Raw genomic sequence first — 16,985 nt, forward strand, 5'->3', positions numbered from 1 at the left:
GAATCGGCGGGGTTTGTTTTTTGTCGCGGTCACTTTTCCCATTCAGCCCTGGCAATGTGCAAGCCGTGCAGGCCTTTGTACGCCGCGCGTTCCGGTGAACTCCAGCCTTCGAGCAGCGACTCGTCCAGCCGATAGATTTCCACACCCAGCGGACGGCACACGCTCAACGGATCCTGCGCGTCCGGCCCCCACATCGCCAGCGACAGATCGCCGCCGGGACACGTCGACAGCGCACACAGCAAATCGATTTCCGCGAAGAACTCCAGATAATCGCCCTTCTGCGCCGGGCAGGCCTTCATGAAATACAGGTCATCGTGATTCAGACCCGTGCACTGAAAGATGTTCAACACGTCGTGCACGTCGAATTCGGTCAGACCGTGCGGTAGTACGGCGCGGGTCAGGTTGGAATGGCAGTGATGATGGAAATCTTCGCCTGTGAGCATCTTGTTCACGTAGGGATCACAGCGTGTACCGAGCAAGTCGTGCAGGCGCCCGCCGTGTTCATCGATGCCGTAATCGGCCAGGCTGTCATCGGTGATGGTCACCATGGGACGCAAAAAAGGCAGGTTCGACCAGAGACGATCATGAGTGGTGACATGGGCGCCCTGCAGTTGTCGAGTGCGCGCCGCCCACATCCGTTCACGCGGATCGTGGGCATTCCACACATTGAAGTCGCCCACCTGAGGACCCACCGGTGTGGTGACACGAAACACATGGCCCGCCGGAACATGCCAGGCGCGGCCGGTGCGGATCGGCACTTCGAATTGCTCGATCAGGGTCCGCGCATCCTTGCTGTCGCGAATCCGCTCGTAGAACGGTGCATTGACCTGCAAGGCCGAGCCCTTACTGACTTGATAGGCGGCCGGATAGTCTTTGTACATGGTTCTCCTGCTCCTTCGGTGATGGCAACTTTATGAGCTGCAACCACTATCCGTGCCAACCGACATCCGCTGATAGGATCATCTTGAATTCAGTCGCAGGTTTTTTAGAAGTAGAAGTACAGTCACCATTCAATTTGCATTGGTTAAGATGGCGGTCCTGTTGCGGAGAGTTTAAATGCGTTACTCGCAAGATCATAAAGCTCAGACCCATAAGCGCATCATCAAGGAAGCGTCCGAGCGGTTTCGCAAGGACGGGATCGGCGCGACCGGTCTGCAACCTTTGATGAGGGCACTGGGGCTGACCCACGGTGGCTTTTATTCGCATTTCAAATCCAAGGACGACCTGGTCGAAAAAGCCCTGCAAGCCGCCGGCGATCAGGTCGCAGGCTTGTGCGAAGAGTTGTTCGCCCAGGAAAAGCCGCTGGAAGCCTTCATCGATACGTATCTCTCCGAGTGGCACCAGACCTCTCCGCATGAAGGCTGCCCGCTGCTGACCATTTCTTCGGAACTGGGATTGCGCGGACAACCGAGCCCGACCAGCGATCTCGTGCTCAAGGCGCGTCTGGATCAGATCCAGAACACCCTTGAAGGCGAGAACGCGGCCGAACGCAGCATCGTCATCATGGCGACACTGGCGGGCGCGCTCCTGCTCTCACGCAGCGTCGCGGATGCCGGGTTTGCCCAACAGATCCTCGACGTCACCCGCGAACACCTCAAGCGCTCCGAAGACTAAGCCTGCCAGCGCTTGAACAGCACGCTGGCATTGACCCCACCGAATCCGAACCCGTTGGAAAGCGCGTATTCGATCGGCATTGACCGCGCCTGACCGTGGACGATGTCCACGCCTTCACTGGCCGGGTCGGGATTGTCCAGGTTGAGGGTCGGCGGAACGGTCTGGTCGCGGATAGCCAACAACGTGAAGATCGCTTCCAGGCCACCGGCAGCTCCCAATAAATGGCCGGTGGCGGATTTGGTCGAAGTCACGGCGATTGTGTTCTGCGCTCCAAACACCGACTTGATTGCAGCCAGTTCACCCAGGTCGCCAACCGGCGTCGAGGTCGCATGTGCATTCAGATGCTGCACCTGATCCGGCCCGATACCGGCCTGAGCCAGCGCCAGCGTCATGGCTCGTCGAGCTCCGCTGCCGTCTTCCGGCCCGGCGGTCAGGTGATAGGCGTCGGCGCTGGTGCCGTAGCCGACCAGTTCGGCGAGTGGCTTGGCACCGCGGGCCAATGCGTGTTCCAGTGATTCGATCACCAGCAACCCGGCGCCCTCGCCCATCACAAACCCGTCACGCCCGCTGTCAAACGGGCGCGAAGCACGCTCGGGCGTGTCGTTGTAGCCACTGGAGAGCGCCCGTGCCGCTGCAAATCCGGCAAGGCTCACGCGGTCGATGCATGCTTCCGCACCGCCGCACACGGCAATGTCGGCCTCACCGGCACGAATCAGCCGAGCGGCGTCACCGATCGCCTGCACGCCAGCGGCACACGCGGTGACCGGCGCACCTAGCGGGCCCTTTAGTCCGTGCTGGATCGAGACATGGCCCGCCGCGAGGTTGACCAGAAACGAAGGAATGGTGAACGGCGACAAGCGACGCGGACCACGGCTGTCGGTGGTGCGCACGGCATCGGCGATCGCACCGAAGCCGCCGACACCGGAGCCAATGATGGTCGCCGTGCGCTCCTGAGCGTGGGAGTCAGACGGATGCCAGTCGGCCTGCTCAAGCGCCTGCCGTGCAGCCTCCATGGCAAACAGAATGAAACGATCCATCTTCTTCTGTTCTTTGGGCGGCGTCGCCCGATCCGGATCGAAACCGGCTTCGGCGTCCTCTTCCAACGTCGGCACTACACCACCGACCCGCGTCGGTAGATCCGCAACGACCGCCTCCGGCAGGTTTCGCAATCCCGAACGCCCGGCCAGCAAACGCTGCCAGACGATTTCGACATCACTGCCCAGGGGCGACACCAGGCCCATACCCGTGACAACTACTCGACGCTGATCCATATCGGGTTGACCTCTCACGACTCAAAAGTCATTTACTTGTATCGGCTGGCCGCCGAGCTGTGGGACAGATTGGGAGCCATCACATGACGTGCAGCGACGAAGGCCTGCCATTCACCGGCATCGGGCAGCGAAGGAATCGTCACGAGTTCGCCCTGGTCCAGACCCGACAGCGCCGCATCCACCATCTCGCCCGCCTCCATGACCATCTCCGCCGGAATACCGCTGGCATCAAAACCGGAGCGCGCCCAGATTTCGGTGCGGGTCACACCCGGCAATACCGCTTGTACCTTGACCCCGGTGCCTTCGAGTTCCGTATTCAGGGATTGAGTGAGGCTCAACACGTAGGCCTTGCTGGCACTGTAGGTGGCATTGAAACGCTCGGGGAACAAAGCGACCACTGACGCGATATTGATGATCGTGCCGCGCCCGGCTTTGGTGAATGCTGCTGCAGCTGCAGAGGCCAGCCGGGTAAGGGTCGTGACATTCAGTTGAATCAGGTTTTCCAATTGGTCCGGGTCGGCATTGGCCAGCAATCCGTTCACTGCCACCCCCGCATTGTTGACCAAAAGACTGATGCCGGAGTCGTTGCGCAGGCGCTGCTCAAGCTTGAGCACGTCTTCCCTTTGTGTCAGATCGGCTTTCAGCACTTCGATCTGGACGCCATGTTTGTCTCGCAATTTGCTGGCAGCAGACTCCAGGCGTTCCTGGTCGCGAGCCACCAGCAACAGATCAAAACCACGCGCCGCCAGACGCTCGGCATACACCGCACCAATGCCGGAAGAAGCGCCCGTGACCAGCGCCGTACCTTGGGATTTCGGGGAACTCATGACGATACTCCTGGAATGCGTGAGGAATGAGCGACCGCTGAAAGCAGGGAGGCCTCAGTGGCGACTGAAATTATTATAGGCATAATCCCAGAGCAATATGATAGTCGTAATTTTTCATTGTCCGACGGAAAGGCGATTGCCGCCCTGTGGTGTTCTCGGGAAACCGAAAACAAAAAGGGCCGGTCAATGACCGGCCCCTTGGCATAGAACAACCAGCTTAGTTCACTTCCAGCTTGTCGCGATTGCGATCCAGGATCGCCTTGCCGATGCCTTTCACTTCCAGCAATTCATCCACGGATGCAAACGGCCCATTTGTTTCACGATAAGTAACAATCGCTTTTGCCTTGGACTCTCCGATACCCGACAGCTCCTTTTGAAGGGTGGCTGCATCAGCCTCGTTGAGATCGACTTTCTGGACGGCGGAAGTAGCTGACGAATCCATCACCAAGGGGGTCTTGTGCGCATCGGACGGCGCCACAGGCGCTGCGATTGCGGCAATCGAGGCGCTGGTCAGCAGGGCAAAAATCAGGGAGTAGAAATAACCGGTACGCATAAGTGACGCTCCATCATCAATTGAGAAAGCAGCTTTTCCGAAGCTGCTCTCCAACGTTAGGCGATGATGGGGGCAAGTCAAAAATGTGTCCGTTACAGAATGTGAAACAATCAGGGTTCGAGGCGACGTTGCTGATAGATCCAGTCGACGATCTCGCCGTCCGGTGTATAGCCGCTGACTGTCTCTCTCAGCAACTGACGAACCCTTGAATAATCATCGCGCTCCACGGCCTCCAGCAACTCTCCCAACCGGGCCTTCAGGAGATCCCAAGGCAGATGGTCTTCATTGGCCGTCATGATCATCGGATGGGGAGTGGCCGCCACATTATCGCCGATCAACAGCTCTTCGTAGAGCTTCTCTCCGGGACGCAGGCCAGTGAACTCGATGGAAATATCACCTTGGGGATTGCGCTCTGAACGGATGCTCAAACCTGACAGGTGGATCATTTTTTCCGCCAGTTCGACAATTCTCACTGGCTCTCCCATGTCGAGAACGAAAACATCGCCGCCCTGCCCCATGGAGCCTGCCTGAATAACCAACTGGGCAGCCTCGGGAATGGTCATGAAGTATCGGGTAATTTTCGGGTGAGTTACCGTCAAGGGCCCGCCTGATTTGATCTGACTGTGAAACAGGGGAATCACCGACCCAGACGACCCGAGTACATTACCGAAACGTACCATGGTGAAACGGGTTTTGTTGACCCGGGAAACGTTGGCCCTGTCCCCGAACAGCACCGGTGCAACTTCACGACTCAAGGCCTGGAGCGTCAGCTCTGCCAACCGCTTGGTACTACCCATGACATTGGTCGGACGAACAGCCTTGTCGGTCGAGATCAGCACGAAATTCGAAACGCCCGATTGCAACGCTGCTTGCGCGGTGTTGAGCGTACCGATCACGTTATTCAACACCCCTTCGGCGATGTTGTGTTCGACCATTGGCACATGCTTGTAAGCCGCCGCGTGATAAACGGTATCGACCTTCCAGGTTTTCATTACATCCAGCAGCTTGTCTTGATGGCGGATGGAACCCAGGATCGGCAGCAACCGGACCGGGACGGATTCGCGACAACCACGCTGCTCCAGTTCCGACAGGATGCTGTAAAGATTGAATTCGCTGTGTTCGAACAGCAAAAGCGTGGTCGGCTGCAAAGAAAAGATCTGTCGGCACAACTCCGAACCGATCGATCCACCCGCTCCGGTGACCATCACGGTCTTGCCCCGGATGCAGCGTTCGAGCAGGTCCGGCTGAGCCGGCACCGAATCACGCCCCAGCAGATCGGCGATATCGACTTCCTGGATATCCTCGACCTTAACCCGGCCACTGGCCAAATCCGTGAAGTTGGGCACGCTGCGCACATGAAGGGGAAAGCCTTCCAGCAGATTGAGGATTTCCCTGCGGCGCGCCCGAGTCGATGAAGGCAGCGCCAGGAGAATTTCCTGCGCCCCAGTGACGTCGATCATCTGCTGAATGTGCTTTGGCTTGTAGACCTGCAGCCCCGAGATGGACCGGTCGGCAATACTGGAATCATCGTCGATGAAAGCGACAGGACGCATGACCCGTCCCATGCGCAATGCCGCGACAAGCTGGTTACCCGCAACACCTGCCCCGTAGATCGCCACTTTTGTCAGGCCATCATCCCGGCTGGCGAACGGTACATGTTGCGCTGCGGTGAACCAGTCACCCATGAAGTACTGGCGCATGCACAGCCGCAACCCACCGATGATCACAAGGCTCAACCACCAGTAGTTGAAAATGATCGAGCGCGGGACGACAGCTTCATGATTGCTGTACCAGAAAACCACAAGCGCCAGGATCAGGGCAGAAAGACTGACGGCCTTGATGATCGCAATCAACGCATCGTTGCCGAAGTAGCGCATCACGGCGCGGTACATACCGAATCGTATGAAAAGGGGAACGGCGATGACGGGAGCGCAAGCGAAAAGCCAAAAATGAATCCGCAGCGGGTTGTACATATCGTCAATCCCGAGACGAACGATGAACGCCAGCCACAAAGCCATCCAGACCAGAAAAATGTCCGTAGCGACCTGAATGAGGCGCTTCTGCCGCCTCGGTAGCCCCAACAAAAACGCTCGTATCTTATCCATAAACCTCAACCGGATGACCCTTTCCCTGACGACAATGTGTTGGCATTTTACGGGAATTCATGACGGTCGGACCCAAATGTATTATGCGCTACGTTGTGGGGACGGGACGCTCCAGCTCACCCGCGTGATACTTGATGGCAATCAGTAACAGGGGCACATAGGCAATCGTCAGAGCCGCTGCACCATCGACATCAAAATACAGCACCGAAAAAGCCACGGGCAGCAACCAGAATACATTGATCAACAAGACTCCAAGCGTCACCGGCAGATGCTTGCCGTAGAGGCGAGAGGCGTACTGGTAAGCGTGGCTTCGATGAGCCTCATAAACTTTGTCCCCCCGCACCAACCGGCGCAACAGCGTAAATGTCGCATCAACGATGAAAACGCCCAGCAGAATGTTCCAGACCCAGAACCACCTGGAATCAACACTAGCAGCCGCCAGCGAAATACCACCCAAAATGATGCCCAGGAATCCGCTGCCTGCATCGCCCATGAAAATTCGGGCGGGCGGAAAGTTCCAGATCAGAAAGCCAGCGACTGCCAAGGATAGCAATAGCGGAGTCCAGATCAACGCTGACTGACCTTCAAACGCGTAAAGCAGGCATGCCCCTGCGCAGGCACTGATCGCCTCGACACTGGCGATGCCATCGATACCGTCCATGAAGTTGTAGAGGTTGAGCATCCACACCAGATAGATCGCCGCAATGACGGCACCGCTCCAGCCCAGATGAACCGTCAGCCCGAACAGCCTGATCGTCTCGAAACCGTTGAGCCAGAATACCATCCAGGCTGCCGCACAGAAATGCCCCGCGAGCCGCCAGCGAGCGGCAATGTGGCCATGATCATCCATGAATCCTATAACCGCTATGACGCCCCCCGCCGCCGCCATCCCGAGAAAGTTGGCAAGACTTGTCAGCGATTGACCGTACAGAATGCAAAGCCCCAGAAGAAACACAATCACAATCGAAACTCCGCCGCCCCTCGGCGTCGCAACCAAGTGCGAACTACGAGCATTGGGAACATCCATCAGACTGCGAGCGAGCGCGTATTGACGCAAAAGAGCCGTGAGCACGAACGATGCGATACCCGCACCAATGAAAAACCACCAGAAACTCATACTCGACCGGGCTCCGAAAAAGTCGGCTAATTTGATAGAACACTGCGCTCAGCCCCCCCAGGAGAATGCTCTGTCAGGCTTCAACCTGATCTCGCCGGAGTACTCTCCTCCTCTGGAAGGTGACCGCAACAACGCAGGTGTTATTGGTCAGTGCCACCGGCACATGATTGCCTTTCGTGAACGGTCAGCCGCTCCTGCAATGACAGCCAAGGATAATGCCCCCTCGAGAGAACCTCCACACCTTCAAATCAAGCAGATCGAACCTGGTTGCTGCGCAAGACAAGTACAAAAAGCACCTGCCCGAATATGCACAGACCACCCATTGACCGTGCTCAGGCCAAGTCTGGCCAATCGCTCGCATAACGCGCCTTTCACCGCTCGTCGCTCCTCGCCTAAATGGGTGGCTGGCTTCATTCAACCGATGCATGCTGGTATGATGTCGCGCGGTCCAGGCAGGCTGATTCGGAATTCCGAAAGAAATGGAGGTGCAAGCATGTGTAAAGCCGAAAAAGCGATTATCAGCGAACGGCTGAAACAATCAAACTCAACTGCACCCTGCACCACGTTTTCGGAGCATGATTCTTTTGCGGACATGGATATGTTTTCCTGATGCCCGGGCGGCGTTCAACACAACGGTATCAATAAAACACTTGGCAGGCCGTCCACATGCAAGGGCGACCTCTTTTTGAGAAACATGCAATCTGGCCTTTCGCCTCGGAATAAAACATTGTGTTCAGCATTTTTTTTAAAGAGCTATTCCAATACAAATTAGTGCTCAAGCAGTTGATTTGGCAACAATTGACAATGCGTTACAGAAGAACCGCCCTCGGTTTTTTCTGGACATTGTTAAACCCGCTACTGACCATGGTCGTGACCTCTATCGTATTCTCGATGATCATGAGATGGCCACTCAAGACGTTTGCAATCTTTCTGTTCTCGGGGCTCGTACCCTTCACGTTATTCTCGAACTGCCTGGCCCAAGGCATGCAGGCATTGCTGAACAACGAGTCATTGATCAAGAAAATCCACATACCTAAACAGATTTTCGTCATTTCCACCTCGATAAGCCTGCTGGTCGACGCTATTTTCAGCACGATCTGCCTGTTCATCATCGCCCTAGCCATCGGCGCTCCTTTTACTGCTTCGCTCTTTATCCTGCCAATAAACTTCCTGTTGCTGTTCACCTTTGCAGTGGGCCTGGGACTGGCATTGAGCATCGCGACCGTTTCGTTCCGTGACCTGCCCAACATCGTGGGTGTGGTACTGCAAGCCCTTTACTACCTGACGCCGATCATCTACCCGCTCTCTTTCGTCCCGGAGACCTACAGATGGATCTTTGCGTTGAACCCGTTGACCCTGTTCATCGAAATCTTCCGACTGCCTATCTATGAAGGCTCCCTCGCCGGACCCGATGTTTATGCAAAGGTTGTGACACTGGCAATTCTCAGCTTGCTTTTTGGTATGTACATATTCAAAAAGCATGATCGATACATAGTATTCAAGTTGTGATCGATATGAACTCAAGTATCTCGATAAAAGATCTAAATCTAAACTTCCGTCTGTACCATGACAAAGGCCAGTCGCTGAAGGAATTCTTTGCTGGGTTGCTGAAGCGCCACAACAAAAGCAAATACACGGAATTCCGCGCACTGAAAAACTTCAATCTCGAAATCGTTCACGGCGACCGGATCGGGATTGTGGGTCACAATGGAGCAGGAAAAAGTACGCTGCTGAAAGCCATTTGTGGCATTTACTGCGCGACAGAGGGATCTGTAACGGTCAATGGCCGAATTGCCCCTCTGCTGGAAATTGGAGCAGGCTTCAACGTTGAGCTGAGCGGCCGTGAGAACATCTACCTCAATGGCGCGATTCTCGGCTACAGCAAGTCCATGCTCAAAAAGATCGAACCCGAGATCATTGAATTCACGGGTTTGGCCGAGTTCATTGACACCCCGGTGAAGTACTACTCCACAGGGATGTACATGCGCCTGGCTTTTGCTATCGCCACCGCCGTTCATCCAGACATTCTTATTCTCGATGAACTTTTTGCCGGTGGTGATGCAGAATTCATCGATAAGGCTCTGGCACGCATGCATGATTTCATTGATAGCTCTAGCATCATGGTATTCGTATCCCATCAGCCCGACTTGCTACGCAGGCTGTGCAATAGAGTTATCTGGATCGATCATGGCAGCATCGTCGAGGATGGCGAGCCAGATGTCGTTATTAACAAATATTTGAATAATCACGCGGGGTGATACTGTGGCAACGCAACTTTTTGTTCCAAATTTCCGAGTCGACGAATGCCTTGAAGGCATCCGCGAATGCCTGGAAAAAGGCTGGACCGGTCTGGGCTTCAAGACTGTCGAAATGGAAGAGGCCTGGAAAACCTACACAGGCCTGCCGCATGCGCATTTCCTGAGTTCCAACACGGTTGGTCTGCACCTGGCATTCCACATGATGAAGACGAAGTATGGCTGGGGCGACGATGCCGAAGTCATCACCACTCCGCTGACCTTCGTATCGACCAACCACGCGATCATCCAAGCGGAGCTCACCCCGGTTTTCGCTGATGTGGACCAATACCTCTGCCTTGACCCGGTCGATGTAGAGCGCAAGATCACCGACAAGACCAAGGCAATCATCTTCGTCGGCCTGGGCGGTAACGTCGGCCAGTACGAAAAAGTGCTCAAGCTGTGCAAGGATCGCGACATCAAGGTCGTTCTGGACGCAGCTCACATGGCAGGCACCCGCGTTGACGGCAAGCACGTTGGCCACGACGCAGACGTTACTGTATTCAGCTTCCAGGCCGTAAAAAACCTGGCAACCGCCGACTCCGGGATGATCTGCTTCCGCGACAAGGAAGACGACGAACGTGCACGCAAGCTGGCATGGCTCGGGATCAACAAGGACACATTTGCACGCACCGCCAGCCAGGGTGCCTACAAATGGAAGTACGACGTGGAAGAGCTGGGCTTCAAATATCACGGCAACTCCATCATGGCCGCCATCGGCCTGGTCTCCCTGAAGTACCTTGACCGCGACAACGCCTATCGCCGCCAACTGGCCGACTGGTACCTGGAAGCCCTGGAAGGCGAAACACTGATCGAGCCGGTTCTGGTTTCGCCAGGCTGCGAATCGTCCCGCCACCTGTTCCAGGTTCGCGTTGCAAAACGCGATGAAGTACTGATGGCCATGAATGAGCACGAGATCTACCCAGGCGTGCACTATCGCGACAACACCGAATACCGCCTGTACAACTCGGGTGCCGGCAAATGCCCTGCCGCACACAAGGCCAGCAATGAGCTGATCTCTCTGCCGATGCACATGGGCGTCACCAAGAATGACGTAGAGTTCATCGTAGAGACCCTGAAGAAAGTAGTCAGAACGGGTCTCTGACCATGAATCTCCGATGCAAATATTCAGCCGGTTACCGCATTGCGGTAACCGGATCAACCGGATATGTCGGAAGCAAATTTCTGGAGTCTTTCGAGACTCCAGATTTTGTTGAGACTGAATTTACTCAACTTCCAGCTGGCTCTTTGATTGTTCATCTTGCGGCAAACATGAACAATACAAGCAGCGCACTTTCTGAAAACACCCTCATCGACACGCTGGTACTGGAACAGGTCAACGAAAAACATCGTGGCTTGATCTACGCTTCCACCAACAATGTCTACCCCTACGCCTTGAACTGCCGCACTGGCGATAAGCTGCGCTGCAACGATTACTACTCTGCCTCCAAGGTCTTCGGCGAAAAACTGTTTGAAGATCTGATCAGAGTCCCCTTTGTCTCGGTAAGAATTGCCGATGTCTTTGGCGTAGGCCAGAAACACGGAAACTTCTTCAAGGCGATCGAGCAAGGCATCCGCCAGAAGAGCAGTCTCGCTCAGTACGGTGCAGGCCTCAAAAGACGCACGTATGTCCACATCACTGAACTGGTCCAATTACTGAAATGGATTGCGACAGACGGATTTGATCTGGCATCGACAACACGTGTTCTGAACACTGGCTACCCGGACTCTGCCAGCATTGCTGAAATCGTGGCGCTGGCAGCCGAAATGACCGGGCTGGAAGTCATCAACAAACACATAGAAACTGATTTGTCGGCTTTTGATGTCAGAACCATGCAGCCGACAATCCTGCCAGGCTATGCCCCTCAGTGGAGCTCTTTCAAAAGTGCTTTCGCTGGCTATGTCGAAGAAATCAATTTACAGGTTTAACATAGAACATGAATATTCTGATTACCGGTGCGGGCTCTGTAATGGGACAGAGCATTTACAAGGCCTTGGCATTTCACGATTTTGGCGAGCCTCTGAACATCCACTTCGCCAACAGTGAAGAGCTGGGTGCCGGGCGCTTTTTTTCCCTGCCCTCAGCACCTGTAGTCAAGACGCCTATATTTCCTCTGGCGGCATCCCCCGAGTACCACAGCCACCTGCGAAACTATGTAAAAGAGCACGACATTCAAATTGTGTTCTCCGGCACCCAGCACGAGTTGGCGGCGGTAGCCAACTATCGCGATGAAACACTGCGAGCCGCAACGCTCTCCTCAAACATCACTGACATCTGCATGGACAAGGTCTCCACGTCAGCCGTACTGGGGCGTCATGGCATCAGAGTACCAAAAACCAGTTCGCTGAATGAGTACCTGGAGTCTGGCAACATCTCCGGTCCCATTGTAATCAAACCGAATCATAGTTCCTCTTCTCGCAGCATCTACAAGGTTTCCGGGCTCGCTGAAGCCAAGAAGCTGATCGCGGAAGAAAACATCAAAGTTGATTCCTTCCTGGTCCAGGAACTGTTGACAGGCAATGAGTATACTTGCGGTTGCTACGTGGACCGTTACACCAAAGAAATCAACCATATCATTTTCAAGAGAACACTGACGCCGGACGGCGCCACCTCCTATGGTGAAATCGTCCTGGATGAAAGCATTTCCTCTTATCTGACCAATATCGGCAATGCATTGATTGAAGAAGGCTTGGACTTTGGCCACTTCAACGTTCAGTTGATCCAGACAGAAACCGGCCCCGTATTGTTTGAAATCAATGGTCGCCTGAGTTCCACCGAGGCCTCCAAGGCATACTACGGCTACAACTCGTGCGCAGCCTTTGTATACAACATCGTCAAACAAGAACCTTTCAAGGGCTGGAAGATTGCCCAGTCTGGCCGATTCCTGCGTTACTACGAAGAGCTGTACTTCGAATAATGAGCAGCCTCCCCTTGCTGTTACCTTATCGTGGAGAGTCCGTGTACATCATTGCCGATGTACACGCCAACCTCCCCGCCCTGCAAGCGGTATTGGACTCAATACCGCTCTCGGCGGATATCGTTTGCGCTGGCGACCTCCTGGGCTACTACACCGAGCCGAACGAGGTTTGCCAGTTACTACGAGAACGCAAAGTACATTGCATCAAAGGTAATCATGACAAATACGTACTGGGCGAACTCAGCTATTCCGATAGCCGAGAGTCGAAGTACAGAATACAGAACACTCGAGAATCGCTGACCGATGAGAACCTGAAGTGGCTTTCGTCACTCCCGGACGCTCTGGAGCTGCGCTTTTCAACCGATGAAAAAAGCACGCCTGTCGATACAGCCATGTATGTAGCGCACGGAAGCCCGCATAACGCTGAAGAGTACATCTACAAGGATACGGAGATAGGTTTTGCCTGGCCCGACGCAATGGACTACCTGGTGCTCGGACACACACACCATCCAATGCAACGGCCAGCCGGAGCCGGAATCATCGTCAACCCGGGTTCTGTAGGCCAGGCCAGGGACAGAATTCCCGGAGCGTGTTACGCATCAATCGATGCGCACTCAAGAACTGTAGAGTTCTTCAGAGCAAATTATGATATCGATGCCTATAAAAACAGACTTCGAGAAGCAGGCATTCAAGAAGCCATGATCGAAATCCTGTCAAGAACCGCGTAAACACTCAGCATCTCAAGATAGCTTGGCCGAGGAGGAGGCTCATCCTTCCCGGCCAGGTTCCCCGTACAAGTCGCGATCCGCCTCGACCACACACTGCCCCACGAGCAGAATGTCACAGCCGAGAAACCGGCCTACACGGGAGCCACTTCCATCCCGTCCTCGCTTACCCTCTTGTTATCTTTCTTCTTGTACATCCTGATAAATGGATATTCCACCAACAAGGAAACAAGATAAGAAAGAAAAACACAGATTGTTATCCGGATTACAGACAAGCCATGTTCGGTAAATGTATCAGCCATCCACCTGAGCAAACCGCTACCGACGTATCTATTGGTTATTTCAAGGAATAATATATGAACCAGGTAAAGCGGATACGACAACCTGGCAAGCAACACAATGGGCTTTGCTTGTAGAGGTACCCAGTAAGCACCGAGCACGAAACAAGCACCTATTGCACCCAAGAGCGTAGGCAGCCAGAGGGTATCTCGCGTTATCAGGAAGGGCTTCTCAAGAAACGCTGGCTTTCCATAGATATACACAAGGAAAAGAAAACTCAGAATAATTGCCGCTGAGATCCACCACGCGGATTGCGATCTTACGTCACGGGCAAACCTCAAGTAAGCCGCCGCCAGGACACCGACCGCCAGTTCATCATATCGAGAATGGAACTGAATAAAGCTTGCGAAGTACCAACTGGAATCATCGGGCGCAAAACCCGATGTCATTGCCGCTCGTACTGCAATACCTGAAAGATAAGCAACCACCAGCGCAACCAGCATCGGCCATGGTTTTTTACCCGAAAGATAAGAAACCAAGACAATCGCCAATGGGGCAATCAGATAGAACATCTCCTCAATGACCAGGCTCCACGATCCCCCAGGAATGTAAGCCTCATTGATATTGAAATAGCCCGGAAAGAAGTAAGGCCCCGTTGTCTGCAGAAACAACATACCCGAAATCATGCTTTTTACAGCTATAAAGTCGAACACCCCACCCGCTTTCAATACAAAACACAAAAGCATTATAAAATAATAAATTGGAAGTATTCGTAAAGCTCTCTTTTTGTAAAATTCGACAAAATCGAAACGACCTGATGTCGTTTTATCGAGAATAATTCCACCGATCAAAAAGCCACTCAGCACAAAAAAAATGTCTACGCCGACCCAGCCGACAGGAAACAAATGAAAGTGGTAGAGAACTACAAGCGCAACCGCCATTGCCCGTAAACAATCGACACCCGGATACGCACCCACACCGGTCAAATAGCCCCAGTGCTCCTTGATATAACCCATCGCAGACAATCCTCTTGCTTGGCTAAATAGTTTATGAATTGTACCGTCGCGCTGGACGCCGTATGAACAAAACCCTCCATCTTCCGACGAAGCCCTGTCTCTGCAGGAGTGGTCGGGAGGGGCGACGTCTCACCACCACGACCCTTGTCCTGAACCCAGGCAAAAAGGCGGATACCTACCTAACGACAAGATCCTCGGCGAGCGGTTCATTTGGTCTAATACAAACGGACGCATAAAAATCCCGACACCCTGCTCACTAAAACTGTCAGCATTTTGTCGGGACCTGGAGTTGCTAGACAGCTGATCGCAGCGTCTTCGCTCGACTACCCAAGAGCATCAATCTTGCGACGAAGATCCTGAATGACGGCATCAAGTTCATAAACCAGAAAGTTGACTGGCGTCAGAACCCCGTCAACACTGAAAATACTTCCGTCTTTTCTTGTAGTGGTCACTACACGCTTCGCAGTACGGAGTTCTGACTCATCCACCTCTCTTGCTAAAAGATAGGCGATCTGATTATTGATGTGTTGGAGTTGCTGCTCAACAAATGCGAAAGGGTCATCCTTGGTCCCGACAGGACCTGTTTCAGGACGCACAGGACACGGTTTGACCGCTTCCAGGGAATAGGCGATCTGATCTACCACGTTCATTTTCGAGGAGCGCGCCAAAAATTTCTCTTCATCAGAAGAGTCCACATATTCTGGAAAGTAGAAATAGGATACAGACAAGGTCTTGAATTCAATACCGATTTCACTGTTCGCAGAGTATCTCAGGCCCCAATGCGGGCAACTGGGTGATGCATACTCGTGCTTCGCCATTGCATCGGTTTCCGAATCAGAGGAAAAGAACCGAAACGTATGTTCGTTGAAACAGATGTTGTTATTGTGAAATGGATTGGCCAGGTTAGCCGTGGTTGTAAAATAGGGAACAACGATCTTGAGTTGACCCGCTGGCTTCAAAACTCGATAGCACTCCTCCATAACATGAAGAAAGCCTTCGATCGTCAAATGCTCCAGGGTATGCGATGAAAAAATGAAATCGACACTGCTGTCCTCAAACGGAAGGCGTTCCTTATTGAGATCAAGCGTGATATCGGCATCGCTCATCGCAGAAAAATCGATGCCGATCGCTCCGGTGATTTTTTTCCTTCCACAGCCAATATCAAGAACTACCATAAATAAAACCTACTCATATTTGATATGACTCTAAGCGCTACACACCTAGATCACGATGCCAGCACTTACCTTACACACCCGAATCACCAGGCGCCCTTGACAGCATTCATTTCATTTTGCCAGTGATACCGGCTATACCATCTCGCGTACCACGGAGCATCATCTTAACGCACGCCATTCGATCCGAAGAAAAAATACCAAAAAAAACCAGCGCTCTCAGGCATCGTACAAGATCGGCTATTTTCCAGCGAAGCGGCATATAGGATCTTTTCTGAAGCAGAATGCTATTACGGAACATATAGTAATAACGGAAAGGAGAATGGTACGGAACGGTTCGCCAACGAAGAAACCAGAATCTGGCTCTTCGATCACCCAACGAATGCAGCATGATTGCGTCGTTTACGCCAAACAGCTTGAGCCCCATAGACTTCGCGCGCATACACCATTCAGTGTCGACATGATCGATAAACAGGCTCGCATCCACGCCCCCAACCTTGGCGATTGCCGAAAGGGGAATCAGTGACCCGGAGGAAATTAGAAAGTCTGCCTCGACGACTTTGCTGTCAGGGGCACAATCTATTCGAGAAAAACCGAAATACCCGATACGTACAAAACTGGACAATCTGCCGCCGTCGAAGTCTTTGTAACCTGGCGCCACCGCTGCCAAAGGTACACCCGATGACTCCAACTCCCTCGCTGCCGAAAGCAGCTTCACAACCATATTCTTCTCGGGGCAGCTATCCTGATCAAACAGCACGACATAGGCTGCACCGGAAGTCTTGGCATATTCAATACCAACGTTCTGCGCATGACCGATACCCAGATTTTCACCGAGACCAAGAACAACAGGTTTGTTTTCAATGCTTAACTTGCTGACAAAAAGCTCCATCGAATCCGACGACCCATTGTCCACAATAACGATGCTATCGACCTGTGCGCTTAACGATTCGACCAAATTCCTCAAGTTGCCCAGATCTGGAAAGAACGTAATGATCACTGCACATACAGATGGGACTTGATTTTTCATATAAAACTCGACTGCTCATGCCCATTTATATAGTTACGGAACGTCAAACTACACGACCTCAATC

General features: G+C 53.4%; 16 protein-coding genes. 7 read left to right on the forward strand and 9 right to left on the reverse strand.

Annotated elements, in window-relative coordinates; all coding sequences use genetic code 11:
- Positions 1 to 29: 29 nt before the first annotated feature.
- Complete coding sequence (locus DLD99_RS20285; RefSeq protein WP_114884612.1) at positions 30 to 881, reverse strand: urea carboxylase-associated family protein; 852 nt, start codon at positions 879 to 881, stop codon at positions 30 to 32.
- A gap of 175 nt (positions 882 to 1,056) precedes the next feature.
- Between DLD99_RS20285 and DLD99_RS20290 the strand changes: the two genes are divergently transcribed.
- Positions 1,057 to 1,614: a TetR/AcrR family transcriptional regulator gene (locus DLD99_RS20290; protein ID WP_114884614.1), complete on the forward strand. Its 558-nt coding sequence runs from the start codon at positions 1,057 to 1,059 to the stop codon at positions 1,612 to 1,614.
- On the opposite strand, the gene fabF is transcribed toward DLD99_RS20290, so the two are convergent.
- The 5 genes from fabF to DLD99_RS20315 form a co-directional block, all read right to left on the reverse strand.
- Positions 1,611 to 2,885, reverse strand: coding sequence for a beta-ketoacyl-ACP synthase II (fabF, locus tag DLD99_RS20295; protein WP_114884616.1), 1,275 nt, complete (start codon positions 2,883 to 2,885; stop codon positions 1,611 to 1,613). The two genes, DLD99_RS20290 and fabF, sit on opposite strands and share 4 nt — an antisense overlap.
- Before the next feature lie 32 nt (positions 2,886 to 2,917).
- Positions 2,918 to 3,712, reverse strand: a complete 795-nt coding sequence (locus DLD99_RS20300; RefSeq protein ID WP_114884618.1) for an SDR family NAD(P)-dependent oxidoreductase — start codon at positions 3,710 to 3,712, stop codon at positions 2,918 to 2,920.
- 217 nt (positions 3,713 to 3,929) lie between these two features.
- Complete coding sequence (locus tag DLD99_RS20305) at positions 3,930 to 4,265, reverse strand: ComEA family DNA-binding protein (protein ID WP_114884620.1); 336 nt, start codon at positions 4,263 to 4,265, stop codon at positions 3,930 to 3,932.
- A gap of 110 nt (positions 4,266 to 4,375) precedes the next feature.
- Positions 4,376 to 6,370: a polysaccharide biosynthesis protein gene (locus DLD99_RS20310; protein ID WP_114884622.1), complete on the reverse strand. Its 1,995-nt coding sequence runs from the start codon at positions 6,368 to 6,370 to the stop codon at positions 4,376 to 4,378.
- 88 nt (positions 6,371 to 6,458) lie between these two features.
- Positions 6,459 to 7,487 carry an MraY family glycosyltransferase gene (locus DLD99_RS20315; protein ID WP_114884624.1) on the reverse strand — a complete coding sequence of 343 codons (1,029 nt, stop codon included), beginning with the start codon at positions 7,485 to 7,487 and terminating at the stop codon, positions 6,459 to 6,461.
- A 729-nt stretch (positions 7,488 to 8,216) separates the two neighbouring features.
- Here DLD99_RS20315 and DLD99_RS20320 point away from each other — a divergent pair.
- From DLD99_RS20320 to DLD99_RS20345, 6 genes are read left to right on the forward strand one after another with little or no spacing between them, the layout of a single operon-like run.
- On the forward strand, positions 8,217 to 8,996 hold the full coding sequence (locus DLD99_RS20320; RefSeq protein ID WP_114884626.1) for an ABC transporter permease: 780 nt from the start codon (positions 8,217 to 8,219) through the stop codon (positions 8,994 to 8,996).
- Between the two features lie 5 nt (positions 8,997 to 9,001).
- Entirely contained in the window at positions 9,002 to 9,745 is a 744-nt protein-coding gene (locus tag DLD99_RS20325) for an ABC transporter ATP-binding protein (RefSeq protein WP_167443784.1), read from the forward strand.
- A 4-nt stretch (positions 9,746 to 9,749) separates the two neighbouring features.
- Positions 9,750 to 10,886 (forward strand): DegT/DnrJ/EryC1/StrS family aminotransferase, encoded by a 1,137-nt coding sequence (locus DLD99_RS20330; protein ID WP_114884629.1) that lies wholly within the window; start codon positions 9,750 to 9,752, stop codon positions 10,884 to 10,886.
- 2 nt (positions 10,887 to 10,888) lie between these two features.
- A complete protein-coding gene (locus DLD99_RS20335; RefSeq protein ID WP_114884631.1) occupies positions 10,889 to 11,710 on the forward strand; it encodes an NAD-dependent epimerase/dehydratase family protein in 822 nt (273 codons plus the stop codon).
- Positions 11,711 to 11,718: 8 nt separating this feature from the next.
- Positions 11,719 to 12,699 (forward strand): ATP-grasp domain-containing protein, encoded by a 981-nt coding sequence (locus DLD99_RS20340; RefSeq protein ID WP_114884633.1) that lies wholly within the window; start codon positions 11,719 to 11,721, stop codon positions 12,697 to 12,699.
- A gap of 41 nt (positions 12,700 to 12,740) precedes the next feature.
- Positions 12,741 to 13,427, forward strand: a complete 687-nt coding sequence (locus tag DLD99_RS20345; protein WP_162803504.1) for a metallophosphoesterase family protein — start codon at positions 12,741 to 12,743, stop codon at positions 13,425 to 13,427.
- A 131-nt stretch (positions 13,428 to 13,558) separates the two neighbouring features.
- On the opposite strand, the gene DLD99_RS20350 is transcribed toward DLD99_RS20345, so the two are convergent.
- The 3 genes from DLD99_RS20350 to DLD99_RS20360 all read right to left on the reverse strand — a co-directional run bounded on the left by DLD99_RS20350 (position 13,559) and on the right by DLD99_RS20360 (position 16,921).
- Entirely contained in the window at positions 13,559 to 14,719 is a 1,161-nt protein-coding gene (locus DLD99_RS20350) for an acyltransferase family protein (RefSeq protein ID WP_114884637.1), read from the reverse strand.
- A 323-nt stretch (positions 14,720 to 15,042) separates the two neighbouring features.
- A complete protein-coding gene (locus DLD99_RS20355; RefSeq protein WP_114884639.1) occupies positions 15,043 to 15,894 on the reverse strand; it encodes a class I SAM-dependent methyltransferase in 852 nt (283 codons plus the stop codon).
- A gap of 106 nt (positions 15,895 to 16,000) precedes the next feature.
- Positions 16,001 to 16,921, reverse strand: coding sequence for a glycosyltransferase family 2 protein (locus tag DLD99_RS20360; protein ID WP_114884642.1), 921 nt, complete (start codon positions 16,919 to 16,921; stop codon positions 16,001 to 16,003).
- Between the last annotated feature and the right edge of the window lie 64 nt (positions 16,922 to 16,985).

The organism is Pseudomonas kribbensis, assembly GCF_003352185.1.
GTDB lineage: Bacteria > Pseudomonadota > Gammaproteobacteria > Pseudomonadales > Pseudomonadaceae > Aquipseudomonas > Aquipseudomonas kribbensis.